General features: G+C 38.6%; 19 protein-coding genes and 1 riboswitch. Of the genes, 7 read left to right on the forward strand and 12 right to left on the reverse strand.

The annotated features are described in order from the left end of the window. Nucleotides 1-58 precede the first annotated feature (58 nt). Both J2X77_RS13885 and J2X77_RS13890 read right to left on the reverse strand, forming a co-directional pair. Complete coding sequence (locus J2X77_RS13885; RefSeq protein ID WP_209574608.1) at nucleotides 59-1,237, reverse strand: AIR synthase related protein; 1,179 nt, start codon at nucleotides 1,235-1,237, stop codon at nucleotides 59-61. Nucleotides 1,238-1,290: 53 nt separating this feature from the next. Beyond that, nucleotides 1,291-1,773, reverse strand: a complete 483-nt coding sequence (locus J2X77_RS13890; RefSeq protein WP_209574606.1) for a DNA-deoxyinosine glycosylase — start codon at nucleotides 1,771-1,773, stop codon at nucleotides 1,291-1,293. A 96-nt stretch (nucleotides 1,774-1,869) separates the two neighbouring features. On the opposite strand from J2X77_RS13890, the gene J2X77_RS13895 reads away from it, so the two are divergent. The 4 genes from J2X77_RS13895 (at nucleotide 1,870) to mgtE (ending at nucleotide 5,204) form a co-directional block, all read left to right on the forward strand. Further along, nucleotides 1,870-2,733 carry an SPFH domain-containing protein gene (locus J2X77_RS13895; RefSeq protein WP_209574604.1) on the forward strand — a complete coding sequence of 288 codons (864 nt, stop codon included), beginning with the start codon at nucleotides 1,870-1,872 and terminating at the stop codon, nucleotides 2,731-2,733. 10 nt (nucleotides 2,734-2,743) lie between these two features. Beyond that, nucleotides 2,744-2,920, forward strand: coding sequence for a ribbon-helix-helix domain-containing protein (locus tag J2X77_RS13900; RefSeq protein ID WP_153848792.1), 177 nt, complete (start codon nucleotides 2,744-2,746; stop codon nucleotides 2,918-2,920). Nucleotides 2,921-3,007: 87 nt separating this feature from the next. Next, complete coding sequence (pepE, locus tag J2X77_RS13905) at nucleotides 3,008-3,718, forward strand: dipeptidase PepE (RefSeq protein ID WP_209574601.1); 711 nt, start codon at nucleotides 3,008-3,010, stop codon at nucleotides 3,716-3,718. A 169-nt stretch (nucleotides 3,719-3,887) separates the two neighbouring features. Further along, nucleotides 3,888-5,204, forward strand: a complete 1,317-nt coding sequence (gene mgtE, locus J2X77_RS13910) for a magnesium transporter (protein WP_209574599.1) — start codon at nucleotides 3,888-3,890, stop codon at nucleotides 5,202-5,204. A gap of 218 nt (nucleotides 5,205-5,422) precedes the next feature. On the opposite strand, the gene J2X77_RS13915 is transcribed toward mgtE, so the two are convergent. The 6 genes from J2X77_RS13915 to ubiE form a co-directional block, all read right to left on the reverse strand. Continuing rightward, nucleotides 5,423-6,661, reverse strand: coding sequence for a voltage-gated chloride channel family protein (locus J2X77_RS13915; RefSeq protein WP_209574597.1), 1,239 nt, complete (start codon nucleotides 6,659-6,661; stop codon nucleotides 5,423-5,425). Nucleotides 6,662-6,697: 36 nt separating this feature from the next. Then, nucleotides 6,698-6,760: riboswitch (Fluoride riboswitch) on the reverse strand. Nucleotides 6,761-6,766: 6 nt separating this feature from the next. Continuing rightward, complete coding sequence (locus J2X77_RS13920) at nucleotides 6,767-7,141, reverse strand: DUF423 domain-containing protein (protein ID WP_209574595.1); 375 nt, start codon at nucleotides 7,139-7,141, stop codon at nucleotides 6,767-6,769. An 11-nt stretch (nucleotides 7,142-7,152) separates the two neighbouring features. Further along, entirely contained in the window at nucleotides 7,153-7,605 is a 453-nt protein-coding gene (locus tag J2X77_RS13925) for a GNAT family N-acetyltransferase (protein ID WP_209574593.1), read from the reverse strand. Nucleotides 7,606-7,692: 87 nt separating this feature from the next. After that, a complete protein-coding gene (locus tag J2X77_RS13930; RefSeq protein WP_209574591.1) occupies nucleotides 7,693-8,142 on the reverse strand; it encodes a GatB/YqeY domain-containing protein in 450 nt (149 codons plus the stop codon). 10 nt (nucleotides 8,143-8,152) lie between these two features. Further along, the gene (locus J2X77_RS13935; RefSeq protein WP_209574589.1) at nucleotides 8,153-8,914 is read right to left on the reverse strand and encodes an SDR family oxidoreductase; all 762 of its coding nucleotides are present in this window, start codon (nucleotides 8,912-8,914) and stop codon (nucleotides 8,153-8,155) included. A gap of 65 nt (nucleotides 8,915-8,979) precedes the next feature. After that, nucleotides 8,980-9,720, reverse strand: coding sequence for a bifunctional demethylmenaquinone methyltransferase/2-methoxy-6-polyprenyl-1,4-benzoquinol methylase UbiE (gene ubiE, locus J2X77_RS13940; protein ID WP_209574587.1), 741 nt, complete (start codon nucleotides 9,718-9,720; stop codon nucleotides 8,980-8,982). Between the two features lie 383 nt (nucleotides 9,721-10,103). Between ubiE and dnaB the strand changes: the two genes are divergently transcribed. Continuing rightward, the gene (dnaB, locus tag J2X77_RS13945; protein WP_370877891.1) at nucleotides 10,104-11,714 is read left to right on the forward strand and encodes a replicative DNA helicase; all 1,611 of its coding nucleotides are present in this window, start codon (nucleotides 10,104-10,106) and stop codon (nucleotides 11,712-11,714) included. Between the two features lie 400 nt (nucleotides 11,715-12,114). Then, entirely contained in the window at nucleotides 12,115-12,588 is a 474-nt protein-coding gene (gene rlmH, locus J2X77_RS13950; protein WP_209574583.1) for a 23S rRNA (pseudouridine(1915)-N(3))-methyltransferase RlmH, read from the forward strand. A gap of 596 nt (nucleotides 12,589-13,184) precedes the next feature. On the opposite strand, the gene J2X77_RS13955 is transcribed toward rlmH, so the two are convergent. The 4 genes from J2X77_RS13955 to J2X77_RS13970 form a co-directional block, all read right to left on the reverse strand. Beyond that, entirely contained in the window at nucleotides 13,185-14,438 is a 1,254-nt protein-coding gene (locus J2X77_RS13955) for a PQQ-dependent sugar dehydrogenase (protein ID WP_209574581.1), read from the reverse strand. Between the two features lie 159 nt (nucleotides 14,439-14,597). Beyond that, on the reverse strand, nucleotides 14,598-14,843 hold the full coding sequence (locus J2X77_RS13960) for a hypothetical protein (protein WP_209574579.1): 246 nt from the start codon (nucleotides 14,841-14,843) through the stop codon (nucleotides 14,598-14,600). A gap of 87 nt (nucleotides 14,844-14,930) precedes the next feature. Further along, nucleotides 14,931-15,755: a glutamate racemase gene (gene murI, locus J2X77_RS13965; protein WP_209574577.1), complete on the reverse strand. Its 825-nt coding sequence runs from the start codon at nucleotides 15,753-15,755 to the stop codon at nucleotides 14,931-14,933. Nucleotides 15,756-15,808: 53 nt separating this feature from the next. Further along, nucleotides 15,809-17,224: a glycoside hydrolase family 125 protein gene (locus J2X77_RS13970; RefSeq protein WP_209574575.1), complete on the reverse strand. Its 1,416-nt coding sequence runs from the start codon at nucleotides 17,222-17,224 to the stop codon at nucleotides 15,809-15,811. 196 nt (nucleotides 17,225-17,420) lie between these two features. On the opposite strand from J2X77_RS13970, the gene J2X77_RS13975 reads away from it, so the two are divergent. Then, complete coding sequence (locus tag J2X77_RS13975) at nucleotides 17,421-19,094, forward strand: gliding motility protein RemB (RefSeq protein WP_209574573.1); 1,674 nt, start codon at nucleotides 17,421-17,423, stop codon at nucleotides 19,092-19,094. Nucleotides 19,095-19,099: the final 5 nt, after the last annotated feature.

Here is a 19,099-nt window from a genome sequence, read left to right on the forward strand (position 1 = left end):
ACCAAATTGAAAAAATAGCCCTGTCCCATGTATAAGCAGGGGACAGGGATAAAATCTTTTATTCGTAGATAAATTCTCCGTAAGGAGAGGTTATAGTTACTCTTTTACCTGTAGATTCTTCTACCCGGCCTATGATCTGAGCCGGAATTCCGAATGACTCTGAAATGGCGATGATATCCGATGCAATCGATTCTGGGACATATAATTCCATACGGTGTCCCATATTGAATACTTTGTACATTTCTTTCCATTCCGTATCGGATTCTTTCTGTATCAATTCAAAAAGGGGTGGGATAGGGAAAAGATTGTTTTTTATGACGTGAACATTATCGACAAAGTGTAATACCTTCGTTTGTGCTCCACCCGAACAATGTACCATACCATCAATTTGCGAGCGGTACTTGTCTAGTATTTGCTTAATTACAGGCGCATAAGTACGCGTAGCAGAAAGAACCAACTTACCCGCGGTTATTTTTTCTCCTGTTTCCACTTCGATCTCATTGGTAAGAGCTTGGCTTCCTGCAAAGACCAACGGATAAGGAACAGCTGGATCATACGCCTCAGGATATTTTTCAGCTACTTTTTTGTTAAATACATCATGACGCGCAGACGTTAGTCCATTAGAACCCATTCCGCCATTGTAGGTCTGTTCATAAGTCGCTTTTCCATTGGACGCTAATCCAACAATGACGTTGCCGCCTTTGATACGATGATTTGAAATAACATCTTCACGTTTCATCCGACAGGTTACAGTACTATCCACAATGATGGTGCGAACCAGGTCACCAACATCAGCCGTTTCACCACCAGTAGAATAGATGCCGATTCCCAATTCGCGAAGCTCAGAAAGGATTTCTTCTGTACCATTGATAATTTCCGCAATCACTTCTCCGGGAATGAGGTTTTTATTTCTGCCAATGGTGGAGGAGAGAAGAATATTGTCAACAGCCCCGATACAGAGGAGGTCATCAATATTCATGATGATAGCATCTTGTGCAATACCTTTCCAAACAGAAATATCACCTGTTTCCTTCCAGTATACATATGCTAATGAAGATTTAGTGCCAGCCCCATCAGCATGCATAATATTACACCATTCTGGATCTCCACCCAAAATATCTGGAATTATTTTGCAAAATGCTTTGGGAAACAGTCCCTTATCTATGTTTTTTATCGCATTGTGCACATCCTCTTTCCCTGCGGATACGCCGCGTTGATTGTATTTTAAATCTGACATCTTACGGCAAAAATAAGGAATAGGACTGAATTAATGAATCTAATTCGTGTAATTTAATCACTTATTATTATACGCCAGTGTTCAATCAAATCTTCGAGATTGCTTTTTGCATTAGCTGGACTTGTGCTTGGTAAACAGCTATAAATAATGCCTGCCTTTTTCTCGAAATGCTTCAGATACAAACTGTATGCTTTTTGTCCATTAAAGATAATATGTTTGATTGAAGTGTGGGTCTCTAACAGCTCTGCAATCGCATTGGGGCGTTCATTTTGTATGGCTAAATCCATGCTTCCAGGACGAGAGGCTTCAGCACAAACATCCCAAAAACCAATATTGTTTCTGAGTAAGATACCTATCCGCTCGGTATAACTTATTGGCTCCGGTGCATTGAACAGATATTTGATGACTTTCCAAAATCGATTTTGGGGATGCGCATAATATTCATTTTCCACAAGCGATTTATCTCCGGGTAACGAGCCAAGGATGAGGATCTGGGTAGTCGAACTTACTATAGGCTGAAAGGATCTTTTGAGCATAACCAAAAATAGTAATTTTAAAATTTCATTTGACATATGAAAATATAATAGTATATTTATGATATTAAAATGATATCAAATATATATTAAAAAATTATGGAAAAACTTATTAAACCTATGTCAGGCTATTTAGCTTTATTGATTGCTGTTTTCTCTTTTGTCGCAGCAATATTTTCATTTGCTAACGTAGAAGAAAGCTCACTGTATGTCGTATTGGGAGTATTGTTGATGATCGCTACTTTTTTTATTCTGAAAGGATTAATGATCATTAATCCAAATCATTCCCGTGTATTAAATTTCTTCGGAAAATATGTTGGTACAGTAAAAGAGAACGGTCTTTTCTTTGTCAATCCCCTGTATTCGACTATACGGATAAGTCTTCGTTCAGATAATTTGCAGGGCCAGACATTGAAAGTAAATGACAAGATGGGAAATCCTATCGAGATTGGGGCCGTGATTGTTTGGCAAGTAGGAGATACCTATAAAGCCGCCTATGATGTAAGTAATTACACCTCATATGTGCGTACACAGAGTGAAGCAGCCGTAAGACATTTGGCTGGCAGTTTCCCCTATGATAATCTTGAGGATGAAGGTGCTGAAATTACATTACGAGAGGGTGGAGATACCGTAAACCATATTCTTGAACAAGAATTGTCGGATCGTTTGGCACCAGCTGGGGTTATTATTAAGGAGGCAAGAATAAGTCATTTGGCTTATGCTTCTGAAATAGCCGGCGCAATGCTTCAAAGGCAACAAGCAGCAGCTATTGTGGCAGCAAGGGCAAAAATTGTGGATGGAGCCGTTGGGATGGTCGAGATGGCCCTAAATAAGTTGTCAGAAAAGGATATCGTAGTGCTAGATAATGAGAAAAAAGCAGCGATGGTCAGCAATTTAATGGTGGTACTCTGTGGAGAGAAAGCAGCGACACCAATTGTGAATACAGGTACGTTGTACCAATAAACGAAATAGAATGGCGGATAAGAAAAACTTTATGCTGCGCTTAGACGATCAAATGTACAAAGCATTAGAAAAATGGGCGGCGGATGAGTTTAGAAGTGTGAATGGGCAGATAGAATATCTTTTACATAAAGCGCTACAAGAAAATAAAAGATTGGGTGCAGAGAAAAAGACTGCTGATAAGAAATAGGATACAATAAGCAACGAAAACTGTACCTTTGGCTTCGCATTTGACAAAGCTAAAGGTACTTTTTATTTAATGTTTTAACGAAAGAAGATGAAGATTAATCCAGCATATAAGTTATTGGTCGTAAGCACAAGTACAATTTATGGTAGTGAGTTTTTAGAATATATTAAGCACGACTTTGTCGAATTTATTCAGTCAGACGAATTATTGTTTATCCCTTTTGCGAGACCTTCGGGCATCTCATTTGATGCCTATACGGCTAAAGTTCAAGAAGCCTTAACAGATAGGGGGGTAACCGTCACGGGATTGCACCAGTTCCCGAATATGAAGAAAGCAATTCAAGATGCGAAGGCTATTTTTATTGGCGGCGGGAATACATTTTTACTTTTAAAAACCCTTTATGAACTGGATTTAGTCCAGCAATTGCGTTTACAAGTAGCAAAGGGAATTCCATATGTTGGCACATCAGCGGGTTCCAATTTAACAGGGCTGACTATTGGAACTACAAATGACATGCCTATTGTTTATCCGCCCAGCTTTGATGCGCTTGGTTTTTTACCATTTAATATCAATCCACATTATTTGGATCCATATCCAAAGTCCACGCATCGAGGGGAAACGAGAGAAACGCGAATTAAGGAATTTCATCAGCTGAATACGCAGCCCGTCATTGGTTTACGTGAAGGTAGCTGGTTGCATGTAAATGATGGAAAAATACAGCTGCAAGGTAATTTGGCTGCGTTGCTTTTTAGGCCTGGCCTAGAGCCAGTGGAGCTGGCGCCTGGATTAATTAATTTTTAAGCTATTGTAAAATCTATAGCGCTATTAAACCAAATACATCCGTCCACGCAGTATTAGGGGATTTAAGGCTTTATTAGCCCCAACTATCATTAGAAAAAATAGTGTTTCTATTTGTTGGAAATAATACAAAATAAGCTACTTTTGCCCTAAATCCATTAATTATCTTCCAATGGAACAAAATTCAGCATTACACCCAGCCGATATCGCGGAAGAAATCTCGCGTTTAAGCAAAGGCGAACAACATCAGCAATTTATAAGTTATCCTTTGGAGGATAGGTTGGAAATCTTTTGTTTTCTTGAATTGGATGTTCAATACACATTGATCAAATCAATGACGGAACATGAACTCTCCGAATTGCTGAATAATTTAAAACCAGATACCCGTAATGATCTATTGTCGGAACTGCCGGATGATTTAATTAAATACCTGATCAATCTTTTAAATGAGCGCGAAAAGCAAATGGCCTTGGAGCTGATTGGTTATAAGGAGGATAGTATCGCCCGTCTAATGACGCCAATGTATGTGCAAGTTCGCCCTTATTATACAGTTGACGACGTCTTTCGACATATTAAAGTGTTTGGAAAAAAGGCTGAAACACTCAATTTTATTTATGTTGTTGATGAGAAAAACGTGTTGATCGATGATTTGAAAATTGGTCAATTACTGCTATCAGATTCTTCGACAAAGATTTCTGATTTAATTGACTATAATTTTGCAGCGATTAAAGCTTCAACACCAATGGAGGAAGCTTTCGAGATTTTTCAGAAATATGACCGAAGCGCTTTGCCTATCATCACAGAAGCTGGCGTATTAGTCGGAATTGTCACATTCGATGATGTGCTAGACCGAATTGAAGATCGAGACACAGAAGATATACAGCGATTTGGAGGAATGGAAGAACTAGATCTGGCGTATACCAAAACCCCTTTATTACAATTGATTCAAAAAAGAGCCGGCTGGTTGATCATCTTATTTTTTAGTGAGATGCTTACAGCCTCAGCAATGGGATTTTTTGAAGGGGAATTGGAAAAGGCCGTTGTGCTAGCGTTATTTGTTCCCTTAATTATATCCAGTGGTGGTAATTCCGGATCGCAGGCCGCATCGTTAATTATCCGTGCAATGGCGCTAGGAGAATTAAAGCTTAAGGATTGGTGGTACGTGATGAAGCGTGAAGTCTCGTCAGGTTTGATTCTAGGGGGGATATTGGGGACGATCGGCTTTCTACGGATATTGGCCTGGCATTTTCTAGGTCTGTATGATTATGGTCCCTATTGGATTGCCATTGGTTTTACGGTAGCAGTTTCCCTATTGTTTATCGTTCTATGGGGAACGCTTTCAGGTTCGTTTATTCCATTTATTTTACGTCGGTTCGGATTGGACCCTGCTACAGCGTCGGCACCATTTGTTGCTACTTTGGTGGACGTTTCGGGATTGATCATATATTTTACTGTCGCTGCTTTCTTTTTGCAGGGAAAGTTATTATAGTTCGATGCTAAAGTCTACCATGAAGAGCCTAAATCATACCGCTCATTTTAGGCTCTTTTAACCGAATAATTTCTTTTTTTGTTAGTGAACTTCCTCCGTTAAACCATTCATTTATGCCTGCTTTATAAAGGGCGTTTGTTGAACGATGCGTTTGTAGTTAAGGCCGTTGCTATTACTATCGTTATTAAACGTATAGCGCTCGAAAGCACAGATCCTGTTTATAAATTGAGTCTTCGGTAGATTCTTTCCTTTAAACCGCCTTTTTGCGCAATATAAATTCCTTTTTTTCCTGAAAATATAAAAGCGACTATACATGCTATTGCTATAAATAAAATAGGTTGAATCCCAAATAGTTCATAGCCCATTACAATACAGGCAAGGGGCGTATTTGTAGCACCTGAAAATACAGCAACGAATCCCATCGCAGCCAAGAGGGCGACTGGAAGCGGAATAATCATGCTTAATGCGCTTCCTAAGGTTGCTCCGATAAAGAAAAGTGGCGTGACTTCTCCACCTTTAAAGCCAGCAGAAAGGGTGAAAGTTGTTAAAAGCAATTTGATGATAAAATCATAATAGTTCGACTGATTTACAAATGCATTCTGAATTGTTGGAATACCAAGCCCAATATAGCTGTTGATGTGAAATAAAGTAATAATGATTACCAAAATAATACCACCAAATACCGGTCTAAGCAGCGTGGATTTAATCCGTTTGAATTGCAGACTAAAGAAGTCACCGCACCATCTAAAAAGCCATGCAGTAATACCAAATAGGATGCCTGCGATGAGGCTAAATCCAATATTGGTCAAGGATAGTGCGGGAATAGCCCCATGAATTGGATAATGAGTGTGTGGGATATTCCACAATTGACAGCTGAAATTCGCTAAATAAGCGGTGAATAAACAGGGAAGAATACCGAATTGCCTTTTTTTGCCAATAAGTAAAACTTCCAGTCCAAATATCGTTCCGGCAAGGGGAGTGCCAAATACAGCCGCAAAGCCAGCGGTGATTCCGATAGATATCAATATACGGCGTTCAGTTTTATCGAAGTCAAACCAGCGATTGAGCTGATCGGAAATCGCTCCTCCAATCTGTACAGCTGTTCCTTCACGGCCTGCCGAGCCGCCAAACAAGTGAGTCAACAAAGTGCCGAATAAAGCTAAAGGTACCATAGTAAGGGGGATGCGGCGCTGAGGATGAAGGTATTCTTCAATGAGCAGGTTATTCCCTTTGCTTGAAGTATTACCCCAATACGTATAGGATAACGCGATAACTAGTCCCGCTAAAGGAAGGCCATAAATTATCAAAGGATGAGCTTCTCGGTAATGCGTTACCCAATTGAGGGAAAAGAGAAAAAACGCACAAATAGATCCTACGATAAAACCTATCACACTACAGGAGATAAGCCATTTAAGAAAAAAATGAAGATTGCTTTGATTTAAATGTATTATAGCCATCAGTCTACACTTTATATAAAATTGTCTTTTTATATTAAAATAGTAGACGTCATCAGCTTCGTAAGGCGGTTCAGGGCAGACATCATTGCCATATGTAATTCAAATTTACAAAAAGCGAATGATAATAGCAACCCAACCAGCGATCATAAGCAATCCACCAAGTGGCGTAATCGGACCAAGAAACTTAAGATTCTTCCTCCAATACTCGGCGAACGATAAAAAATAGATACTTCCGGAAAATAAGATAGTTCCTAAAGTGAAGAGATAAAATGCAACTCTTTCAGATTGATATTCAAAGGAAAGATTAAATCCCAAAGCCAATAGGGTTAGCGCAGTATACATTTGATAGCGAACGCCTACTTCAAACGACTCGATCTTCTCAGCTGATAAGATTTTTTTGAATGCATGGGCTCCAAAAGCACCGAGGATAATAGCGATACCACCAAGTAGGGCGGCTGTGATAATAACAAAATTTTGCATGCCTAAATTCACTAAATTGAGGGTTTGATCATATCAATATGTAGAATTCCAAAATCGGGGTAGGGGTCGGAAATTTGTTTAAATCCTAGCTTTTCATAAAAAGACTTTAAATGAAATTGCGCACCTATCTGTATCTCGCCTGCACCAAACTCTTCGTAGAGAACGGTAATCGAATGATTCATTAATTGTTGACTTAGTCCTGTTCCACGAGCCTGCTCTGCGACAATGACCCGTCCAATGGACGCTTGTGGGTAGGAAAGCCCGGGGGGGACCAACCTGGTGTATGCCATAATTTGATCATTTTGCTCCGTCCAAAGATGAAGACAAGCGAAATCTTTATCGTCCAATTCAGGGTATAAGCATTTTTGCTCCAAAACAAAAACATCCATTCGAAGCTTTAAGATGCGATACAATTCTTTCGTATTGAGTTGGTCAAATTTCTTGAGATTCCACTGAAAATCCATAATTGAAATAAAAAAAGAGTCAAATTATGCAATTGAGATATCAGGGCAGATGTACCCAATTTTATTTGACTCTATAGGTTTGAAAGATTATGCTAGAAGACGCTTAACAACTTCAGAAATAGTTTTACCGTCCGCTTGTCCAGCAAGCTTTTGATTTGTCGCTGCCATTACTTTACCCATATCTTTAATGGATGAAGCACCTGTTTCGGTGATAATTGCTTTGACGATGGCTTCAACTTCTTCCTTGCTTAATTGTTTTGGTAGATAGGCTTCAATAACTTTTTCTTCCTCAACTTCAATTTCATAAAGATCTTCGCGGTTTTGACTTTTATAAATTTCAGCAGATTCGCGACGTTGCTTTACGAGTTTTTGTAAAACTTTAACTTCCGCCTCCTGGGTAAGATCTTCACTGTGACCTTTTTCGGTTTTTGCAAGTAGAATTGCTGCTTTAATTGCTCGTAAACCACGTAATTTTGCGGTGTCTTTTGCGATCATTGCGGCTTTAATGTCTTGATTTATTTGTATTTCTAATGACATGATATTTAATTTATTTTCGATTGACAATGGTGCCCGTAGCTTGTGCAGTAGGCATTATTAATAGATCGTTGATATTGACATGCGCAGGTCTAGTAATGACAAAGAGGATGGTTTCGGCAATGTCTTTTCCTGTTAGAGGTTGCACACCATTATACACATTTTTAGCTTTTTCGCGATCTCCGTGGAAACGAACTTCTGAAAACTCCGTCTCGACCATTCCAGGGTCGATGGATGTTACTTTAATTCCTTGAGGCAGCAAGTCAATGCGCATGGCTTTGGTCAACGCATCAACAGCATGTTTAGTGGCGCAGTATACATTTCCATTCGGATAAACTTCTTTTCCTGCAATAGATCCCAAATTGACAATATGAGCACCGTTTCCAGCATCCATAAGTGGTATTACAGATTTACTCACATAAAGTAAGCCTTTTATATTCGTATCAATCATTCTATCCCAATCTCCGATATCTCCATTTTGAATCGGATCCAATCCTTGGCTCAAACCCGCATTGTTGATTAGAATATTTATATTTTTCCACGCTGAAGGTAGACCATCAATTTGATGCGCAACCTGCTCTGCATCTCGAACATCAAGTTCAAAAATGTGGATTTGAATTGTCGGGTAGGCAGCAAGAAGAGTATCTTTTAATTTTTCTAAACGATTTAGCCTACGGGCGCAGAGTAAAAGATTGTAGCCCTCTTTCGCTAGTAGCTCAGCGCAGGCCTGACCGATTCCAGAACTTGCTCCTGTGATAAAAACTGTTTTAGTCATATATTCTCACTCTTTGATAATAAAATATAATTAGATCAGCCTCAAACAATAGTAGCAGCATTGCGCTATTTTGTAGCAATGTAAATCGTACAGATACCAAATGTTTGCGTTCTAACAATAGTTTCATTGAAACCTGCCTTTTTGTTGATAGCAACAAATTTTTGTCCATCCGGAAATTGAGCAACAGATTCTGGTAGGTATTCATACGCGCTGGAATCTTTTGAAAAAAATTTTCCAATGGTCGGCGTGATAAACTTGAAATAAAAATTGTAGAGTTGTTTAATGGGGAATTTTTTAGGATTTGAAAATTCTAAAATCACAGCCTTTCCACCTGGTTTTAATACGCGGTAAATGTCTGACAGCCCCTTTTCTAAATTTTCAAAGTTTCGGACTCCGAAAGCTACTGTGACAGCGTCGAACGTGTTATCTTCAAACTGAAGCCTCTCAGAATCACCTAGTGCAACTTCAAATTGATTGCCCAAGCCCTTACTGGTTATCTTCTTCTTAGCGACCTCAAGCATTCCTTGGGATATATCAACTCCGATAATCTTTTTTGGATTCAGGATTTTAATTGATTCCAATGCAAAATCACCGGTTCCTGTCGCTACATCCAACATCAGTTGCGGTTTTATGGATTTCAAAGCGTTGATGGCTTTTTTGCGCCAGATAATGTCGATTCCCAAAGACAGGAAATGGTTTAAGAAATCATAGGAATGGGAAATGTTATCAAACATATCTGCTACCTGTTTTTTCTTTCCATCCTTGGTGTCTTTATAGGGTTTTAATGTTGAGGAGTCGTGCGTCATTTTACAAAGATACGATATATGAATATTTTTTAGTGCTTAAAAAGGGATTTGTTTTATGCAAAAGTGAGTTTGTTTCGATGATAGTGGCAGCTATTGATTTATTCAGTATCATTTTGCTTATTCACAATAACTTAAGTTATTAACATTTATTAATGTACTGGTTTTTAGTGTTATTTTTTTGTTTTCAACATTTTTTCAACAACACATGTTGAAAACTGTCGGTATAAAACTGTGTTCTTCAAAGCTTTTTGAGGTTTAGATGCCGTTCTTTAAATTTTGCTGTGTGTAACTATGCATGGCGGTGAATTTTATTTTTTATACATTTGTTATCCTATCTAGAATTTGTAAGGATAGCAAAGCTATATTTCTGATATAATATCATGATGAACGACAGTAATTTTGAAGCGAATAATACGGATAATAACAAACGGGGAAGTTATGGTGAACGCCGTACCAAATTAAATAATTTGGTGAGCGGTTTGGGCAAACTTCCGCCGCAGGCAGTAGATTTAGAGGAGGCTGTTTTGGGTGCTTTAATGCTTGAAAAGAATGCGCTGAGTGAGATTATCGATATTCTGAAACCGGAATCGTTCTATAAGGAATCACATCAAAAGATCTTTGAAGCGATTTTTGGTCTTTTTCAAAAAACTTCCCCAATTGATATTTTAACCGTTACTTCTGAACTTAGACGGATGGGCGCCCTTGAGATGGTCGGCGGTGCTTATTACATTACACAGTTGACGGATCGAGTCGTATCGGCTGCTAATATTGAATATCACGCACGTATCATTTCTCAAAAATATATTCAACGCGAACTTATTAAAGTTTCGACCGAAATTATTAATAGTTCATATGATGAGACCTCAGATATTTTCGATCTTCTAGATCATGCTGAGAAAAGCTTATTTGATATCGCGCAGAATAACCTGCGACGAGATTCGAGAAAGATGGATGATATTATGCGTGAAGCGATTTCAAATCTTGAAATGCTTCGAGATCGTACTGATGGTCTGACTGGTGTACCTTCAGGCCTAACAGCATTGGATCGAATGACTTCAGGGTGGCAACCTTCTGATCTTGTAATTATTGCGGCACGTCCAGCCATGGGAAAGACGGCATTCGTGCTTTCCGTTGCACGTAACGCCGCTGTGGAACACGGCAAAGCAGTTGCTGTATTCTCGTTGGAGATGTCATCGGTTCAGCTAGTCAATCGTCTTATCGCCGGTGAAACCGAAATTGAGCAAGAAAAATTGAAAAAAGGAAATCTAGCTGATCATGAATGGCAACAATTACATTCGCGAATCGGACGGTTGACTGATGCGCCTATTATTATTGATGATACTCCTGCACTGAATGTGTTTGAATTTAGAGCAAAATGTAGGCGTCTAAAAGCACAATACGACATTCAAATGGTGATCGTCGATTACTTGCAGTTGATGCACGGAAAAGCTGAAGGTAAAGGTGGTGGTAACCGTGAACAAGAGATTGGTAGTATTTCTCGTGCGTTGAAGTCTGTTGCAAAAGAATTAAATATTCCTGTGCTTGCATTGTCGCAATTGAGTCGTGCGGTGGAATCAAGGCCAGGTAATAGCAAACGTCCTATGTTATCCGATTTAAGGGAGTCTGGATCTATTGAGCAGGATGCGGATATGGTACTTTTCTTATATAGACCAGAATATTACGGCTTAACAGAAGATGAAGAAGGGCGTCCTACTGCTGGTGTCGGCGAAGTTATTATCGCCAAGCATCGTAATGGTGAGACCGGAATTGTTCCACTTCGTTTTGTCGGTAAATTTGTAAAGTTTGTGGATTTAGAAGATGAGTTTTCTGGTATGGGTGGGGGAGATGGATTCGGTGATGCACCTGCTACATTTTCTGCTTCGGCATTGAACCCATCACCAAACTTTGCTGATGATTTTAGTGCCGGAGGTTTCAGTGGCGGTATTACCATGCCATCTCGAATGAATGATATGCCCGATGATGCACCATTTTAGTGATTAATTTTACATATGTATTCCTAATAATAAAAAACCGAATGATTTAAATTCGGTTTTTTCGTTTAAAACGGTCATGTGCCTTATACTGCCTATGTGGGGGGGGCTTGTTATCTAGGTAGGGTATGAGTATCTGTCGATTGTCTGTATATGCTGTGGTTTATTTGATACACTTGTTAAATGCAGAATAGATGAAAAGTGAATGAATATAGGAACAATCGGAGTGAACAATTCTTGCCTTTTTGATTGGCTTTATTTTAAATAAATTAGAACTTTACTTAATTTGTACACATACCCAATTTATTAAGATTTTAGGGCTTGGCTAAATGTTGTGATCCGATTTAAAAGTGTCGGAAACAAGACAAGCGCTATTTTATTGCAACACTTATAAAATGTCTAGATGAAGATAACATTACTTTGCATAGGTAAGACGGATGAAAAATACCTGCTTGAGGGAATTGAAAAATACACTAAGCGATTAAAGTTTTATGTCAACTTTAGTATTGTTGTTCTTCCCGATATCAAAAATGTTAAGAGTCTTTCTGCTGAACAGCAGAAAGACAGGGAAGCCCTTTTGATTTTAAAGCAACTGCAGCCCCAGGATTTTGTTGTTCTGTTGGATGAACATGGAAAAGAATTTAGGTCCTTAGAGTTTTCTGCTTATCTGGAGAAGATGATGATACAAAGTGTCCAACATCTGGTGTTTGTCATTGGAGGGCCTTATGGTTTCGATCAAAAAATTTATGATCGAGCGAAGTCAAAAATCTCGCTATCCAAAATGACATTTTCCCACCAAATGATAAGATTGTTTTTTACAGAGCAGCTATATCGAGCTTTTTCCATCATGAAGGGCGAGCCTTATCATCACGAATAATATGGAAAAAAGTTGTTAACTTCATCATGAATAAAAACAAGCTTATGAATTTGCCAAATAAACGAGATTATCACTATAAAAGTGACGAAGGAGAGAAAAATAGCCAATTGAATAAATACATTATGATTGCTTGTATCATTATAGTAATCATATTGGCATTTTTTTTCGCATAGGTTGATACCTCGCCATACGGATGTTAGTAAAAGAAATAAATCTCTTACTTAATATCCGTATGGAGGATATCAGCAGATGATTTTAATAAAATTTAATTGAAGTATTTAAGCTAGAACGCTTAAATTTTTGGAGAAGGTTGGCAGGTTTTGCGCGTTCTTTTTGGCGTAGTGTTGTTTACGAATCCCCAATTAGTCATGTAGAACGATAAGGGATTGATCTCTAATAATTTTTTCATTTTTTCTTTTTTAACCATATAATAATTTATTGATACATTATGTATAACATCAATAATCGAGCCAAATTCCATTATTTGCCATTTTTGGCTAAATAACTACCTCTCTACTGCGGCTATTTGTGAATATAATTTAAGTCTAATTGAAAAAAGCAGCCCCGTGGGAAAGGGCTGCTCTAGATCAATTCATTTATTTTTTATCAATTTTATATAATTTTCCGAGGTCTGTTATAGCATACAAAGCACCATCTTGACCCTGAGTAATATCTCTAAATCGCTGTCCTTCATTACCTAATAGACGCTCTTCTCCAACCACCTTGTTATCCTTTAGTATAATTCTAGCAATATGCATGCTGCTTAGTCCGCAAATGAAGAGATTATTCTTCCATTCTGGAATGTTTTGCCCAGTATAGAAAGTAATTCCACTCGGAGAGAGGACAGGATCCCAGTAATAAACGGGTTGTTCTAATCCATCTTTTTGCTGTATACCCTCACCAACTTTATCCCCTTTATATTCTATGCCATACGTAATCGTTGGCCAGCCATAATTCTTACCAGATCCAATTCTATTCAATTCATCACCTCCACGTGGGCCAAATTCGGTTTCCCAAAGATCGCCAGTTTCCGGATGTAAGGCGAGTCCCTGAGGGTTGCGATGCCCATAGCTGAGAATTTCAGGGCGTGCATTCGATTTGCCCAAAAATGGGTTCCCTTGGGCAGGTTTTCCATCGGTGGTAATACGTAAAATCTTTCCTAATGCTGCATTTAAATCCTGCGCCAGAGGTCTTGTAACCAAATCAGACCTCTCGCCTGTGCTGACAATAATATTTCCATGTTTGTCAAATATAATGCGTCCGCCATAATGCAAGTTGCCTTTATGAGCAGGAGTGGCTTGATAGATCACCTTAGCACCTTCTATGGATTTTTCATCGGCAGATAGTTTTCCCTTTGCAACAGCAGTTAATGTTCCGGCGGCTGTATTATCGGAAAAAACCCAATATACCATACGGTTTGACTCGAAATTTGGGTCAAGTCGTACTCCCAAAAGTCCTCCTTGCCCGCTGCTATTGACCTGAGGTAAGCCCTTAATTGGTTCACTTAATTTCCCTTCTGCTGTTGCAATTCGGAAATCGCCCTCTTTCTCTGATATCAATAATCGGCCATCAGGCATTGCGGTGATGCCCCAAGGTGATTTTAATCCCTCTGCAATCACTTTACCGTTATAAGGTGTGGTGGTTTTTGCACCCTGAATTCTAGTTTGTCCTGCAAATGCCGGTTTATAATTTGTGTTTGCCTTTTGGGTTTCTACAGCAGGATAGCTTGTTGTATCCATCGGAGCATTCGCACTACTATCCGAACCTGAAGTCGAATTGGCAGGGCTTGAATGGCATGCCGTCAATCCTAATGATACTGTTAAAAGGCTTATAGTCAATTTGGTTTTCATTATCTGTAAGTTGTTTTGGTTTGATTATCGATTTGAAGATATTAAAAATTAACGAAATATTATTTTACGGGAATGTAATATTATAAATAGGATTACAGCCTATCCCAATGAAGACAGATAGATCGATCCTTTAACAGATGATTACAACTCGTCAAGACACTATTTTCCCGAAAGGCAACTGTTTACGATCTGCTGTAGTTCACTATCCTTGTTGATGTAATAATCACTTATATCCAGAATCGTATTGGTGTTTAAATTATATGTACATACAGGAAGGTAGTTGGGTTCTGCAGAGGTTTCCAACGTTTTAAAATACTCCGCACTTTCCTGAATACTTGAAAACTCTTTAGATTCGCAATGCTGTGTTTCCTGATTATATGCAATGGTTATAAAGTTCTTTTTCATGTTATCCACCTTTTAACAGAATAACGAAAATTGCGAAGTAAAAGTTTTAGAAATTTTTCAATTTAAAAATTATTGCCTCCTATTTTATCAAACGGTGATATGGCTGGCATCTATTGACTGTCCAAAAAATATCTTTGCTTTGCTTTCAAAATCTAGCGGATCATCGGTCGTATAAAATGCCAATTGTTCCTTTTGGGAACAAATCGTCTCAATTTCTTTATGTCTATTAAGATAGTCTTTTAAGCTAGCCGCGACAATAGGGCCTTGAGAGATGATCTGTATATGGTTTGGTACATATTTCTTGATTACAGGCAATAATAGCGGGTAGTGCGTGCAAGCAAGCACTATGGTATCAATCTGAGCCGATTGATGTAAAAGTTCCCGTATATCCTTTTCGACAAAATAATGGGCGCCTTCGGTATTAATTTCGTTGTTCTCCACTAGTGGCACCCAAAAAGGGCAGTCGTGCTGAAAAACCTCAATTTCAGGGTTAAATTTGTGAATTTCTATTTTATAGGATTCTGATTTTACGGTCCCTGTAGTGGCTAAAATACCAATTTTATTGGTTTTGGTAAAATTATGAACCATTTCGGTAGTGGGTCTAATTACTCCAAGTACTTTCTTTCCCACGGGAAGATCGTTTTGTTGAATGGTTCTTAATGCTTTAGCTGAAGCTGTATTACATGCCAGTATAACAAGGTTACATCCCAGGTCGAATAGTTTAAAAACACATTGTTTGGTGTAATTATAAACAGTCTCAAACGAGCGTGTACCATAGGGAACACGGGCATTATCACCTAAATAGATATAATCGTATTGAGGCAAAAGGTGTTGAATTTCTTTGAAAACGGTGAGACCGCCATAACCAGAATCAAAAATGCCAATAGGACCGGGAGCTTTTAAATTATTCATAACGTACTGTTATAAGTTCTTTCACTTATAACAGTACGTTACAAGATTCAGATTTATTGAAGCAAAGATGGTTTCTCTTTATATATTTTCCAAATTAATTCGCCAAATAATGTATTCGTCCAAGCAAACCAATGTCTTGTGAACTTTTTCGGATCGTCTTTATGAAAAGATTCATGCATAAAGCCGGTTCCACCATGAGTATTTACCAAAGTCTTAATACAGTTACGAATCTCCTCATCATTTGTCGAAGTCTGTGCCCGCATGATAATGGACATCGGCCAGATCATATCTCTGCCTATGTGAGGACCACCAATTCCTTCTGCTGCGGTTCCTTTGAAAAAGAATGGATTTTTATCGGACAGCACAAAGTTACGGGTACGTTGATAAACTTCATTATTAATATCGACAGCTCCTAAGTACGGTAAGGCCAGTAAGCTGGGGATATTGGCATCATCCATCATCAGATGACTCGAAAACCCGTCCACTTCGAAGGCATATATACGACCTAGTGTTGGGTGATCGATGATACCGTACTTATTTACTGCTGCTTCTACCTCGTTTGCAAGTGCTTCCATTTTATCGGCGAGTGCCTGTTCATTTTTGACTTTTTTCAATATCTCTGCAGATTGCCTAAGACTCACAATTGCAAACAAATTGGAGGGAATCAAAAAGGAGAAAATGGTAGAATCGTCTGAAGGTCGAAAACTAGAACAGATCAATCCAACTGGATTCACAGGATACCCATAACCATCAACCTGCAACGTATCTGATCCTCTTGAAGTAGTGCGCTCAAATTTATAAGGACCGAGACTGTCATTTCGTTGTTGCTCAACGAAAGTTTGATATATTTTATGTTGGGCGTCCAGCCATTCCTCATTAAATGGACTACTGTCTTTGGTTTCTTTCCAGTAATGATAGGCTAATCGAATTGGATAACACAACGAATCGATTTCCCATTTCCGTTCATGAATCCCAGGTTTCATGTCGGTATGATCGCTAAACCATTCGCCCTTTTTGGTTGGATCATTATAAAATGCATTGGCGTAGGGGTCAATATTGATGCATTTACTCTGCTTTTGGATTAGTCCAACAATCAGATCCTGTAGTTTTTTATCCTTTTTCATAAAGGGAAGATAGGGCCATACTTGCGCACTGCTATCACGTAACCACATGGCGTCTATATCTCCTGTAATAACGTACGTGTAGTTTCTTCCGTTTTGGACATAGGGGAAAACTGTGGTGTCAAGGGTATTGGGAAAACAGTTATTAAATAACCACGACAGCTCCTTATTTTTAACATTTTTCTGAAATTCTACAATAGCATCCTCTATTACTTTACTCGAAAAAAGCCTCTTCTCTTTGACGGTACGCACTGTAGGAAAAGAATGTTCTTGAGCAAATGAAAATTTGCTGGTAAGTGCACCCGCGGTTAACAGGCTTGCGTTTTGGATAAATGTTCTGCGCTTCATGCTTATTAGGACTGTTTATTTATGATATAAGGTTATTTAATAACATGCAAGATATAAATATTTTTGAATAAAAGGAATAGCAAATACGATTTAGCATTTTAAAATTGACCAAAGATGTGAATTAAGTCATTTTTATTCGGTTAATTTGCGTTTAGGAATGCATTTTGCTATAAAAAACAATCTTTTAAAAAATTTTATGAGGCTTAATATAACAAAAAACAATAATTTACTTCGATTGACGTTGGCAAGCATTGGAGTAGGCGTTTCCTTAGGAGCTGTTGCCCAAATTAAGAGCCAGCCTTATTCGTATCATTTTTATCAGAAAATGAACGATGCAGTTTATTCTACGGAAACCAGGATCCATACTTCCGCTAAACCCTTCGTCATTAAAGACTCTTTATTGTTAGCCAAGTTTGATTCAATTCAATCCAACAAACCCGTGTCTTCGTCCAACTGGTTTATGCGCAAGATTTTTAATGAACATCTTGTCCAAGTCGAGAAGGACGATTATACATTCTATGCTGATTTTTTACCAGATCTTTATATTGGAAAAGATATGCTAGGAGATAAACGGCGTACTTGGATGAATAGTAGAGGATTTCAGGTGGGTTTAAGTGTTGGGAACAAATTTACTTTCAATACGTCAGCATTTGAAAGCCAGGCAGTTTTTCCTAAGTATCTGGATGACTACATTGTTGCGAATAAAGTTGTTCCTGGCCAAGGAAATACGAAATTTCAGTCTAAAAATAAAATGGACTGGATGTATGCGACAGCGAGCATGACTTATGATGCACATAAATATATCCAGGCCACTTTGGCTTACGACAAAAACTTTATTGGAGATGGTTATCGCTCGATGCTTTTGTCCGACTTTTCTTCGAACTATGCCCATCTTAAATTGACCGGAACAATAGGAAATGTTCAATACACTTCAATTTGGGCCTATATGAACGATCCGACACACCCTAGACAAGATTTAACGGGCACATATCCTATGGAGGGGCAAAATAACACCCGCTTGGGAGATGGAAAGAAATGGGGGGCCTTTCAATATTTGGATTGGAATGTAACCAATAAATTATCTGTAGGTTTTTTCCAATCCGTTGTTTGGGCCGCGCAGGATGAAGGAGGAAGAAGAGGTTTTGATTTTAGTTATCTGAGTCCGGTTATCTTTATTCGTCCTGTCGAAAGTAATAATACGACTTCGCCGGATAAAATGTTTTTGGGCTTAACTTCCAAATATAAGCTTCCATATCGATTGACAGCATATGGCCAGTTCCTGTTAGGAGAGTTTACGGCGAAAGAATTTTTTGCAGGAAATGGATACGCACATAATAAATGGGGTGCACAGCTTGGCGTAAGAGGGTATGATATGTTTGGCGTAAAGAATTTAAACTTTCTAGCCGAATACAATACGGCTAGACCATATACCTACGCGCACTTTAAATCGTATTCAAACTATAGTAACAACGCCGAGCCATTGGCGCATCCAAAAGGGGCAAACTTTAGAGAACTTGTTGGACTGGTTAATTACGCATGGGACAGATGGGACTTTTCATTGCAGGGAATTTTTACTCAAAATGGGCTGGATCTACCCGACGGAAGTAATATGGGGGGAAACATCTTTCAGTCTTATAATACAATACCAAACTTATATGGCAATCATATTGCACAAGGTATAAAGAATAATATCTATTATGCAGACGCGAAGGCAGCCTATGTACTTAATCCAAAGTATAATCTTCGTCTAGAACTCGGATACACCCAACGTTATGCAAAAGCGAAATACGAAACGCCTATCGTCAATAAATCTGGCGTGATCTCATTCGGCCTTCGCTCAAGTTTCAGGGCAATTTATAATGATTTATAACAATG

It is taken from the genome of Sphingobacterium sp. 2149, assembly GCF_031455655.1.
Classification (GTDB): domain Bacteria; phylum Bacteroidota; class Bacteroidia; order Sphingobacteriales; family Sphingobacteriaceae; genus Sphingobacterium.

Excerpts from the sequence above, each read along its gene's own strand:
- J2X77_RS13885 (WP_209574608.1), bottom strand. The coding sequence starts at position 1,237 with ATGTCAGATTTAAAATACAATCAACGCGGCGTATCCGCAGGGAAAGAG.
- J2X77_RS13890 (WP_209574606.1), bottom strand. The coding sequence starts at position 1,773 with ATGCTCAAAAGATCCTTTCAGCCTATAGTAAGTTCGACTACCCAGATC.
- J2X77_RS13895 (WP_209574604.1), top strand. The coding sequence starts at position 1,870 with ATGGAAAAACTTATTAAACCTATGTCAGGCTATTTAGCTTTATTGATT.
- J2X77_RS13920 (WP_209574595.1), bottom strand. The coding sequence starts at position 7,141 with ATGCAAAATTTTGTTATTATCACAGCCGCCCTACTTGGTGGTATCGCT.
- J2X77_RS13930 (WP_209574591.1), bottom strand. The coding sequence starts at position 8,142 with ATGTCATTAGAAATACAAATAAATCAAGACATTAAAGCCGCAATGATC.
- dnaB (WP_370877891.1), top strand. The coding sequence starts at position 10,104 with ATGAACGACAGTAATTTTGAAGCGAATAATACGGATAATAACAAACGG.
- pepE (WP_209574601.1), top strand. The coding sequence starts at position 3,008 with ATGAAGATTAATCCAGCATATAAGTTATTGGTCGTAAGCACAAGTACA.
- J2X77_RS13975 (WP_209574573.1), top strand. The coding sequence starts at position 17,421 with ATGAGGCTTAATATAACAAAAAACAATAATTTACTTCGATTGACGTTG.
- J2X77_RS13915 (WP_209574597.1), bottom strand. The coding sequence starts at position 6,661 with ATGGCTATAATACATTTAAATCAAAGCAATCTTCATTTTTTTCTTAAA.
- murI (WP_209574577.1), bottom strand. The coding sequence starts at position 15,755 with ATGAATAATTTAAAAGCTCCCGGTCCTATTGGCATTTTTGATTCTGGT.
- rlmH (WP_209574583.1), top strand. The coding sequence starts at position 12,115 with ATGAAGATAACATTACTTTGCATAGGTAAGACGGATGAAAAATACCTG.
- J2X77_RS13955 (WP_209574581.1), bottom strand. The coding sequence starts at position 14,438 with ATGAAAACCAAATTGACTATAAGCCTTTTAACAGTATCATTAGGATTG.
- J2X77_RS13960 (WP_209574579.1), bottom strand. The coding sequence starts at position 14,843 with ATGAAAAAGAACTTTATAACCATTGCATATAATCAGGAAACACAGCAT.
- J2X77_RS13935 (WP_209574589.1), bottom strand. The coding sequence starts at position 8,914 with ATGACTAAAACAGTTTTTATCACAGGAGCAAGTTCTGGAATCGGTCAG.
- ubiE (WP_209574587.1), bottom strand. The coding sequence starts at position 9,720 with ATGACGCACGACTCCTCAACATTAAAACCCTATAAAGACACCAAGGAT.
- J2X77_RS13925 (WP_209574593.1), bottom strand. The coding sequence starts at position 7,605 with ATGGATTTTCAGTGGAATCTCAAGAAATTTGACCAACTCAATACGAAA.
- mgtE (WP_209574599.1), top strand. The coding sequence starts at position 3,888 with ATGGAACAAAATTCAGCATTACACCCAGCCGATATCGCGGAAGAAATC.
- J2X77_RS13900 (WP_153848792.1), top strand. The coding sequence starts at position 2,744 with ATGGCGGATAAGAAAAACTTTATGCTGCGCTTAGACGATCAAATGTAC.
- J2X77_RS13970 (WP_209574575.1), bottom strand. The coding sequence starts at position 17,224 with ATGAAGCGCAGAACATTTATCCAAAACGCAAGCCTGTTAACCGCGGGT.